Here is a 9,257-nt window from a genome sequence, read left to right as displayed (position 1 = left end):
AACGGGTACAGAGCCATAAAAAAACCGCGCACCCGGCGCGGTTTTTTATGAACGACACTCCGCGTTAGCGCACTGCCTCGAACAACCCGGTAGCGCCCATCCCGCCGCCCACGCACATGGTGACGATGCCATAACGCAGGTTGCGCCGTTGCAGCTCGCGCACCAGGTGGCCGACCTGGCGCGAGCCGGTCATGCCGAACGGGTGGCCGATGGAGATCGAACCGCCGTTGACGTTGTACTTGGCGTTGTCGATTTCCAGGCGATCGCGGGCATACAGGCACTGCGAGGCGAAGGCTTCGTTGAGCTCCCACAGGTCGATGTCGGCGATGCTCAGGCCCTTGGCCTTGAGCAGTTTCGGCACCGAGAACACCGGACCGATGCCCATCTCGTCCGGCTCGCAACCGGCCGCCACGAAACCGCGGAAGAAGGCTTTCGGCTTGAGGCCCAACTCGATGGCTTTTTCCAGGCTCATCACCAGGGTCATCGAGGCGCCGTCGGACAGCTGCGAAGCGTTGCCGGCGGTAACTGAGCCATCCTCGGCGAACACCGGCTTGAGCGCCGCCAGGCTTTCCAGGGTGGTGTCGGCGCGGTTGCAGTCGTCGCGTTCGACCACGCCGTCGACGAGCTTTTTCTCGCCACTGGCCTTGTCTTCGACCAGGTACTTGACGCTCATCGGCACGATTTCATCGTCGAACAGGCCGGCCGCCTGCGCCTGCGCGGTGCGCTGCTGGCTTTGCAGGGCGTAGGCGTCCTGGGCTTCGCGGCTGACGTTGTAGCGCCGCGCGACGATCTCGGCGGTCTGGCCCATCGGGTAGTAAATGCCCGGCACGTCTTTTTGCAGGAGCGGGTTGAACAGGTTGTCGGTGTTCATGCTTTTCAGGGTCATGGTGATCGACTCGACGCCCCCGGCGACGATGATATCGCTGCACCCCGACGCCACCTGGTTGGCGGCGATAGCAATCGCCTGCAAGCCCGAGGAGCAGAAGCGGTTGAGGGTCATACCCGCCACCTGGGTGCCCAAGCCGGAGAGCACCGCCACGTTACGGCCGATGTTCATGCCCTGCGCGCCTTCGTTGGAGCCGGCACCGACGATGCAGTCGTCGACCAGCGCCGGGTCCAGACCGCTGCGCGCCAACAGCGCGTTGACGCAATGGGCCGCCATGTCATCCGGGCGGGTCTGGTTGAACTTGCCACGGAAGGATTTGGCCAGGCCAGTCCGGACGCTGTCGACGATCACCACTTCACGCATGACGCACCTCATTGATTGATGGTTGAACAGGCCGCGAGAATAAAACCGGACAATCTCGCCAGGCGACAATCATTCACCAGACGTATGCGCAGCCATCCTGCGCACCGTGCGGCGCAGGCCTCTTCGCGAATAGGCAATGCCGCTGTCGCGTGCCGCGTAACCCCGCACAGCGGTCTCGTTCCAGAAACGCTGGGTTAATTCAAGGCGATGTGCCAATTACGTGTTGCATGAGCGGTCACGCTTTTGTGGGCGCGGATTTATCCGCGAAAATCCTCGAAACTTAAGATCTTTCGCGGCTAAAGCCGCTCCCACGAGGCGCAGGGCTGCATCAACATGTCACGGACACAGCGCCTAATTCAATCCTTGGCAAACGCCGCCTCCAGAGCGGCATTGATGGTGCGCAGTACCTTGACCCGGGCAAAGGGTTTGTCGTTGGCCTCGACCAGCGTCCAGGGCGCGATTTCGGTACTGGTGCGGTCAACCATATCGCCGATTGCGTCGCGATACAGCGGCCATTTTTCCCGGTTGCGCCAGTCGTCTTCGGTGATCTTGAAGCGCTTGAAGGGAATCTGCTCGCGCTCCTTGAAACGCTGCAACTGGGTCTCCTGGTCGATTGCCAGCCAGAATTTCACCAGCACCACCCCGGCCTCGCTCAGTTGCTCTTCAAAATCGTTGATCTCGCCATAGGCCCGCAACCAATCGGCCGGGCTGCAAAAGCCCTCGACCCGCTCGACCAGCACCCGGCCGTACCAGGAGCGGTCGAAGATGGTGAACATGCCGCGCCCCGGAATATGCCGCCAGAAGCGCCACAGATAGGGCTGTGCGCGCTCCTCTTCGGTCGGCGCTGCCACCGGCACGATGCGGTACTGGCGCGGGTCGAGTGCCGCCGCCACACGGCGAATGGCGCCGCCCTTGCCGGCGGCATCGTTGCCCTCGAACACCGTGACCAAGGCGTGCCGGCGCATGCGCTTGTCGCGCAGTAAGCCCGACAGACGCGCCTGCTCGACGGCCAGTTGCTCGCGGTAATCGGCCTTGCTCAGCGCCTGGCGCATGTCCAAGCTATCGAGCAGGTTGCGGTCATCCAGGCTGGAGGTCAGCGGCGCGGCATGCGGATGCGGCACTCGCGGTGTCTTGGCCTTGAGCGAGGCTTGTAGGCCATCGAGCAGAATGCGCCCGACGGTCAAACTGCGGTAATACTCATCCACCCCCTCCACCACATACCAAGGCGCGTAGTCGCGGCTGGTGCGGCGCAACACCCGCTCGCCGACACGGACAAACTTGTCGTAGGTTTTCGACTGCTGCCAATCCAGCGGGCTGATACGCCAGCTGTGCAACGGATCGTCTTGCAGCGCCTTGAGGCGCGCCTTCATCTGCTGTTTGGACAGGTGAAACCAGAACTTGAAGATCAGCGTGCCTTCATCGCAGAGCATCTGCTCCAAGCCCAGCGCGCCGCCGATGGCCTGATCCAGGCTGGCGTCCTTGAGGCGCCCGTGCACCCGCCCCTGGAGCATCTGGCTGTACCAGTTGCCGAAGAAGATGCCGATACGCCCCTTGGCCGGCAACTGCCGCCAATAACGCCAAGCCGGCGGCCGCGCCAGCTCCTCGTCGGTCTGCCGATCGAAGGTGCTGACCTGGATCAGCCGCGGGTCCATCCACTCGTTGAGCAGTTTGACCGTTTCCCCCTTGCCGGCGCCCTCGATGCCATTGATCAGGATGATCACCGCAAAACGCCCCTGCTGCCGCAGCTCGTACTGCGCCTCCAGCAGCGCCTCGCGCAACGGGGCCTCTTCGGCCGCAAAGGTGTCCTTGTCGATGGCATGGCCAATTTCAGCGGATTCGAACATATGCAGCTCCCTAAGGTCTGTTGCCCCAGCCTAGCGGATTGCCCGCGGATCTGTCCGCCGCCGTGCGGTTATCCACGCCGAGCAATCGGCTAGAATGCGCGCCTGCTCAACTCGGTGGTCGCCATGCCCGACGCTCCTCACACCCGCCCCGCCACGCAAGCCGCCCAGCTCGACTGGGATGCACACGGCCAGCCGCTGTCGCGCGTCTACGACGATGTCTACTTTTCCCAGGACAACGGCCTGGAAGAAACCCGTTACGTGTTCCTCGCCAACAACGATCTGCCGGCACGCTTTGCCGCCCTGAGCGAGGGTGAGCGGCTGGTCATCGGTGAAACCGGCTTCGGCACCGGGCTCAACTTTCTCTGCGCCTGGCAGTTGTTTGAGCAACGCGCAGCGGCTGGCGCGCGCCTGCACTTCGTCAGCGTCGAAAAATACCCGCTCAGCCAGCAGGACCTGCAACGCGCCCTGGGTTTATGGCCGGAGCTGGCACCGTTCGCCGCAGCGCTGCTGGCGCAGTACGTCGCCCTGCACCCGGGTTTTCAGCGCCTGCTGTTCGCCGATGGACGGGTCACCCTGACCCTGCTGATCGGCGATGCGATGGAACTGCTGCCGCAGCTCGACGCCCGTATCGACGCCTGGTTTCTCGACGGCTTCGCCCCGGCCAAGAACCCGGAAATGTGGAGCGCAGAGCTGTTCGCCGAGCTGGCCCGGCTGAGCGCCCCCGGCGCCAGCATTGGCACCTTCACCAGCACCGGCTATGTACGCCGGCGGCTCAACGCAGCGGGTTTGCAAATGAAGCGCGTGCCCGGCCTGGGCAAGAAGTGGGAAGTGCTCAAGGGCCGCTTTATCGGCGCAGCCGCCGCCGCTGGCAAGCCCTGGTTCGCCCGCCCGCGCTGGCAGCCTGACGCACGCCAGGCATTGGTGATCGGCGCCGGCCTGGCCGGTTGCGCCACAGCCGCCAGCCTGGCCGCGCGCGGCTGGCAGGTGACGCTGCTGGAGCGCCATGCCGGCATCGCCCAGGAAGCCTCGGGCAACCCACAGGGCGTGCTCTACCTCAAACTTTCGGCGCACGGCACCGCCTTGTCGCGGCTGATCGTCAGCGGCTTCGGCCACACCCGGCGCCTGCTCGAACAGCTGCACAAGGGCCGCGACTGGGACAACTGCGGCGTGCTGCAACTGGCTTTCGACGCCAAGGAAGGCCAGCGCCAGGCGCAAGTGGCGGCGGCGTTTCCCGAGGATTTGCTGATCAGCCTCGACCAGGCCGCCGCCGAAACGCAGGCCGGAATTCGCCTGCCGGCCGGCGGCCTGTTCTACCCGCAAGGCGGCTGGGTGCATCCGCCAGCGCTGTGCCAGTTGCTGGCCAGCCACGCCAACATTCGCCTGCACCTGCACCAGGAGGCGCTGGAGCTGCGCCGTGCGGGCGCAGCTTGGCAAGCCTGGAACGGCGAGCAGCTGCTGGCCAGCGCGCCGGTGGTGGTGTTGGCCGGCGCCGCCGAGATCAAGCGCTTCCCCTACAGCGCGGAGCTGCCGCTGAAACGCATTCGCGGGCAAATCAGCAGCCTGCCGGCCACCGAGACCAGCGCGGCACTGCGCAGCGTGGTTTGCGCCGAAGGCTACGTCGCCCCAGCGCGCCTGGGCGAACACACGCTGGGCGCCAGCTTCGACTTCAACAGCGACGACTTGACGGCAAACAGCGCCGATCATGCAGACAACCTGCGCTTGCTCGAGGAAATCTCCAGCGATCTCGCCGAGCGCCTGCACAGCACCGACCTCGACCCCGCCGAACTACGAGGCCGCGCCGCCTTTCGCTGCACCAGCCCGGACTACCTGCCGATTGTCGGCCCACTGGCCGAGCGCACGGCGTTCAACGCCGCTTACGCGGTGCTCGGCAAGGACGCCCGCCAAGTGCCGGACATACCCTGCCCCTGGCTCGACGGTCTGTACATCAACAGCGGCCATGGCTCACGCGGCCTGATCAGCGCACCGCTGTCCGGCGAGCTGATCGCCGCCTGGCTGAACGACGAACCGCTGCCCGTGCCGCGCGACGTCGCCGAAGCCTGCCACCCGAACCGCTTCGCCCTGCGCCAGTTGATCCGCAACGGCGGCCCCCAATAGCGCTTCGGCGGCAGCCCCGATATTGATTTCCCGGAATGCATCCGGGCTACAACCGCTGCGTAAGGTGGGCCAGCGTTTGCGGGTTACACGGCGGACAAGCCGCGCAGCGGCATGTCCGCCCTACGACTGCGCCTCAATCCATCTCCCCGCACAACTCCGCCGCCCGCAACAACGCGGCGGTGAGGCTGTGGCGCTCCCAGTCGCTGAGCGCGGCGAAACGCTGGCGGAACTCCGGCGGCAGCAGGCTCGGCGCTTGTTGCATCAAGGCGCGGCCGGCATCGCTGAGCAGCAGCCACTGGCGTCGACGATCCTGATCGTCGCGCTGGCGCTGCAACAAACCGTGTTCCTCCAGGCGGTCGAGCATGCCCGAAAGAGTCGCCGCCGTGAGGCTGACCCGGCCGCTGAGATCGCTGGCAGTCAGGCGTTTCTCGCCGGCCAGCACCTGCAGAATCATCAGCTGCATGGGCGTCAGCCCACCAAAACGGCTGAGCCGTTTGGCGTGCACTTCACCCGCCTGCTGCAAACGCCGCATGGCCTGAAACAGCGGCATTTCAAACGCCGTAACAGATGACAAATCTATTTCAGTCGAAACTATTTTTTCAGCCATAACGCCATTTAAACCTGATATTTAACTTTGACATGAAAGCATTTTTTTGTTTTGGTGTAAAAGGTCCGGCGCAGCTGGACCACTCCCCAACGGCAACACCGGTAAGGAATTATGTGCGGAATAGCTGGAGAATTACGTTTTGATCAACGACCGGCCGACCTGGCCGCTGTCGAGCGCATCACCCACCATTTAGCCGACCGCGGCCCCGACGCGCACGGCTTCCATAGCCAGGGCCCGGTCGCCCTCGGCCACCGCCGACTGAAGATCATGGATCTCGCCGAAGCCTCCGGCCAACCGATGATCGACAGCGATCTCGGCCTGTCGATGGTGTTCAACGGCGCCATCTACAACTACCCGGAACTGCGCGAGGAGCTGCAAGCCCTCGGCTACCGTTTTTTCTCCGGCGGCGACACCGAAGTGCTGCTCAAGGGCTACCACGCCTGGGGCAAGGACCTGCTGCCGAAACTCAACGGCATGTTCGCCTTCGCCGTGTGGGAGCGCGATACCCAGCAACTGTTCATCGCCCGCGACCGCCTCGGCGTCAAGCCGCTGTACCTGTCGCGCACCGGCCAACGCCTGCGCTTCGCCTCCAGCCTGCCGGCGCTGCTGCAAGGCGGCGATATCGGCAAGACCCTCGACCCCATCGCGCTCAACCACTACCTGAACTTCCATGCGGTGGTGCCTGCGCCGCGCACCATCCTCGCCGGCGTCGAGAAACTGCCGCCGGCCACCTGGATGCGCATCGACGCCCAGGGCCAGGTCGAGCAGCAAACCTGGTGGAACCTGGCATTCGGCCCGCAGGGCGAGGAAGCCCAGTACAGCTTCGAAGACTGGCGCGAGCGCGTGCTCGACGGCATGCGCGAGGCGGTGTCGATTCGTCAGCGCGCGGCCGTGGATGTCGGCGTGCTGCTGTCCGGCGGCGTCGATTCGAGCCTGCTGGTCGGCCTGCTGCGCGAAGCCGGGGTGGACAACCTCTCGACCTTTTCCATCGGCTTCCAGGACGCTGGCGGCGAGCGCGGCGACGAGTTCCAGTACTCCGACCTGATCGCCGAGCGCTTCAACACCCAGCACCATCAACTGCGCATTGGCGAGCACGAAATCCTCGAACAACTGCCGGCGGCCTTCCGCGCCATGAGCGAGCCGATGGTCAGCCACGACTGCATCGCCTTCTACCTGCTCTCGCGGGAAGTGGCCAAGCACTGCAAGGTGGTACAAAGCGGCCAGGGCGCCGACGAACTGTTCGCCGGCTACCACTGGTACCCGCAAGTCGATGGCGCCGATGACGCCTTCGGCGCCTACCGCCAGGCGTTCTTCGACCGCGAATACGACGAATACGCCGCCTGCGTGCAACCCGACTGGCTGACCGGCGACGCCGCTGGCGACTTCGTTCGTGCGCACTTCGCCCAGCCGGGCGCGGATGCCGCGGTGGACAAGGCACTGCGCCTGGACAGCACGGTGATGCTGGTCGACGACCCGGTCAAACGGGTCGACAACATGACCATGGCCTGGGGCCTGGAAGCCCGTACGCCGTTCCTCGATTACCGCCTGGCGGAACTCTCGGCGCGGATTCCGGGTCGGTTCAAGTTACCCGACGGCGGCAAATACGTGCTCAAGGAAGCCGCGCGCCAGGTCATTCCGGCGGCGGTGATCGACCGGCCGAAAGGCTACTTCCCGGTGCCGGGTCTCAAGCATCTGGAAGGTGCAACGCTGGGCTGGGTGCGCGACCTGCTGGTCGACCCGAGCCAGGATCGCGGCCTGTTCAACCCGGCCATGCTCGACCGCCTGCTGAGCGACCCGCACAGCCAACTGACGCCGCTGCGCGGCTCCAAGTTGTGGCAGCTGGCGGCACTCAACCTGTGGCTGAGCGAACAGGGCCTGTAACCGCGTAGGGTGGAATCCCCGCAGGGGCTTCCACCGTTTACCGCGAAATACCACGGTAAACGACGGATTACGCGGCGCGAATCCATCCTGCGAACTACGCAACGGTCGTATCCCGAAACGGGGTTGTCACGGCTGAACTCACGACCCGGCACCGATCCGGGCGCAGCAGATAGCAAAGGACTACGCCAATGCGAGCCACTGCCTTCAATCAACGTCTTCTACGCGGCCAGGCGCCCTCCTACGAGCGCTTGCAAGCGCGCTTCGCCGAAGACCATGGCGCCGAACCCTGCCAGCCGGTCGCGGTGCGCTGCGGCTGGGGGCGCCTGCTGATCGGCCATACCTACCCGGATGCCGCGATCCTCGCCGAAGACCTGCTCACCGAGCAGCCGGGCGAGCGCGATATCGCCCTGTATGTGGCTGCGCCGCAGCAGGTACTGGCGCAAGCGCCGCAGCAATTGTTCCTCGACCCCTCCGACACCCTGCGCCTGTGGTTCAGCGACTACCGTCCGGCGCGTCGCGGCTTTCGCGGTTATCGCATTCGCCGCGCGCAGAATGCCGCGGACTGGCAAGCGATCAACTGCCTGTACCAGACGCGCGGCATGCTGCCGATCGACCCGAGCAAGCTCACCCCGCGCCATCAGGGCGGCCCGGTGTACTGGCTGGCGGAAGACGAAGACAGCGGCGCGGTGATCGGCAGCGTTATGGGCCTCAACCATGACAAGGCCTATCGCGACCCGGAACACGGCAGTAGCCTCTGGTGCCTGGCCGTCGACCCGCATTGCAGCCGGCCCGGGGTTGGCGAAGTGCTGGTACGGCACCTGGTCGAACACTTCATGAGCCGTGGCCTGAGCTACCTCGATCTGTCGGTGCTGCACGACAACGGCCAAGCGAAAAAGCTCTACGCCAAACTGGGCTTTCGCGAGCTGCAGACCTTCAGCATCAAACGCAAGAACGGCATCAATCAAACTCTGTTCCTCGGCCCCGGCCCGGAAGAAGAGCTGAACCCTTATGCGCGGATCATCGTCGACGAAGCGCGCCGTCGCGGCATCGAGGTGCAGGTGGACGACGCCGAAGCCGGGCTGTTCACCCTCAGCCACGGCGGCCGACGCATCCGCTGCCGCGAATCGCTGACCGACCTGACCAGCGCAGTGAGCATGACCCTCTGCCAGGACAAACGCCTGACCCACCGCAGCCTGGCGCGCGTCGGTCTGAGCCTGCCGGCCCAGCGTCTGGCCGGCAGCGCGGAAGACAACGCGGCGTTTCTCGCCGAGCATGGCAGCCTGGTGGTCAAGCCGGTGGACGGCGAGCAAGGCCAGGGCGTGGCGGTCGATCTGCGCACCCCGGCCGAGGTGCAGGCCGCCATCGAACGCGCACAACCGTTCGACAGCCGTGTGCTGCTGGAAAGTTTTCACCCAGGCTGCGACCTGCGCATCGTGGTGATCGGTTTCGCAGTGGTCGCCGCCGCCATTCGCCGCCCCGCCGAAGTGATCGGCGACGGCCGCCACAGCATCGGCGACCTGATCGACGCGCAGAGCCGCCGTCGCCAAGCCGCCACGGCGGG

Annotated in this window: 6 protein-coding genes; 3 read left to right on the top strand and 3 right to left on the bottom strand. The window is 65.2% G+C overall.

Features of this window, described 5'->3' with window-relative positions; all coding sequences use genetic code 11:
* Positions 1-64: 64 nt before the first annotated feature.
* Positions 65-1,249 (bottom strand): thiolase family protein, encoded by a 1,185-nt coding sequence (locus B3M58_RS00065; RefSeq protein WP_296216437.1) that lies wholly within the window; start codon positions 1,247-1,249, stop codon positions 65-67.
* Positions 1,250-1,605: 356 nt separating this feature from the next.
* On the bottom strand, positions 1,606-3,093 hold the full coding sequence (gene pap / locus B3M58_RS00060; RefSeq protein WP_296216434.1) for a polyphosphate:AMP phosphotransferase: 1,488 nt from the start codon (positions 3,091-3,093) through the stop codon (positions 1,606-1,608).
* A 123-nt stretch (positions 3,094-3,216) separates the two neighbouring features.
* Between pap and mnmC the strand changes: the two genes are divergently transcribed.
* Positions 3,217-5,208, top strand: coding sequence for a bifunctional tRNA (5-methylaminomethyl-2-thiouridine)(34)-methyltransferase MnmD/FAD-dependent 5-carboxymethylaminomethyl-2-thiouridine(34) oxidoreductase MnmC (mnmC, locus tag B3M58_RS00055; RefSeq protein ID WP_296216432.1), 1,992 nt, complete (start codon positions 3,217-3,219; stop codon positions 5,206-5,208).
* Positions 5,209-5,341: 133 nt separating this feature from the next.
* Here mnmC and B3M58_RS00050 read toward each other — a convergent pair whose 3' ends face one another.
* A complete protein-coding gene (locus tag B3M58_RS00050; protein ID WP_296216430.1) occupies positions 5,342-5,815 on the bottom strand; it encodes a MarR family winged helix-turn-helix transcriptional regulator in 474 nt (157 codons plus the stop codon).
* Positions 5,816-5,926: 111 nt separating this feature from the next.
* Here B3M58_RS00050 and B3M58_RS00045 point away from each other — a divergent pair, with 111 nt between their 5' ends.
* A complete protein-coding gene (locus B3M58_RS00045; RefSeq protein WP_296216429.1) occupies positions 5,927-7,696 on the top strand; it encodes an N-acetylglutaminylglutamine amidotransferase in 1,770 nt (589 codons plus the stop codon).
* Positions 7,697-7,884: 188 nt separating this feature from the next.
* Positions 7,885-9,257: N-acetylglutaminylglutamine synthetase (gene ngg, locus B3M58_RS00040; RefSeq protein WP_296216428.1), on the top strand; the 1,373-nt coding region annotated here is incomplete at its 3' end.

It is taken from the genome of Pseudomonas sp. UBA2684 (genome assembly GCA_002354655.1).
In the GTDB taxonomy this organism is placed as follows: Bacteria; Pseudomonadota; Gammaproteobacteria; order Pseudomonadales; family Pseudomonadaceae; genus Aquipseudomonas.
The sequence above is the reverse complement of the archived record's forward strand: the minus strand, read 5'-3'. Positions and strand labels throughout refer to the sequence as shown.

Excerpts from the sequence above, each read along its gene's own strand:
- B3M58_RS00065 (WP_296216437.1), bottom strand. The coding sequence starts at position 1,249 with ATGCGTGAAGTGGTGATCGTCGACAGCGTCCGGACTGGCCTGGCCAAA.
- pap (WP_296216434.1), bottom strand. The coding sequence starts at position 3,093 with ATGTTCGAATCCGCTGAAATTGGCCATGCCATCGACAAGGACACCTTT.
- mnmC (WP_296216432.1), top strand. The coding sequence starts at position 3,217 with ATGCCCGACGCTCCTCACACCCGCCCCGCCACGCAAGCCGCCCAGCTC.
- B3M58_RS00050 (WP_296216430.1), bottom strand. The coding sequence starts at position 5,815 with ATGGCTGAAAAAATAGTTTCGACTGAAATAGATTTGTCATCTGTTACG.
- B3M58_RS00045 (WP_296216429.1), top strand. The coding sequence starts at position 5,927 with ATGTGCGGAATAGCTGGAGAATTACGTTTTGATCAACGACCGGCCGAC.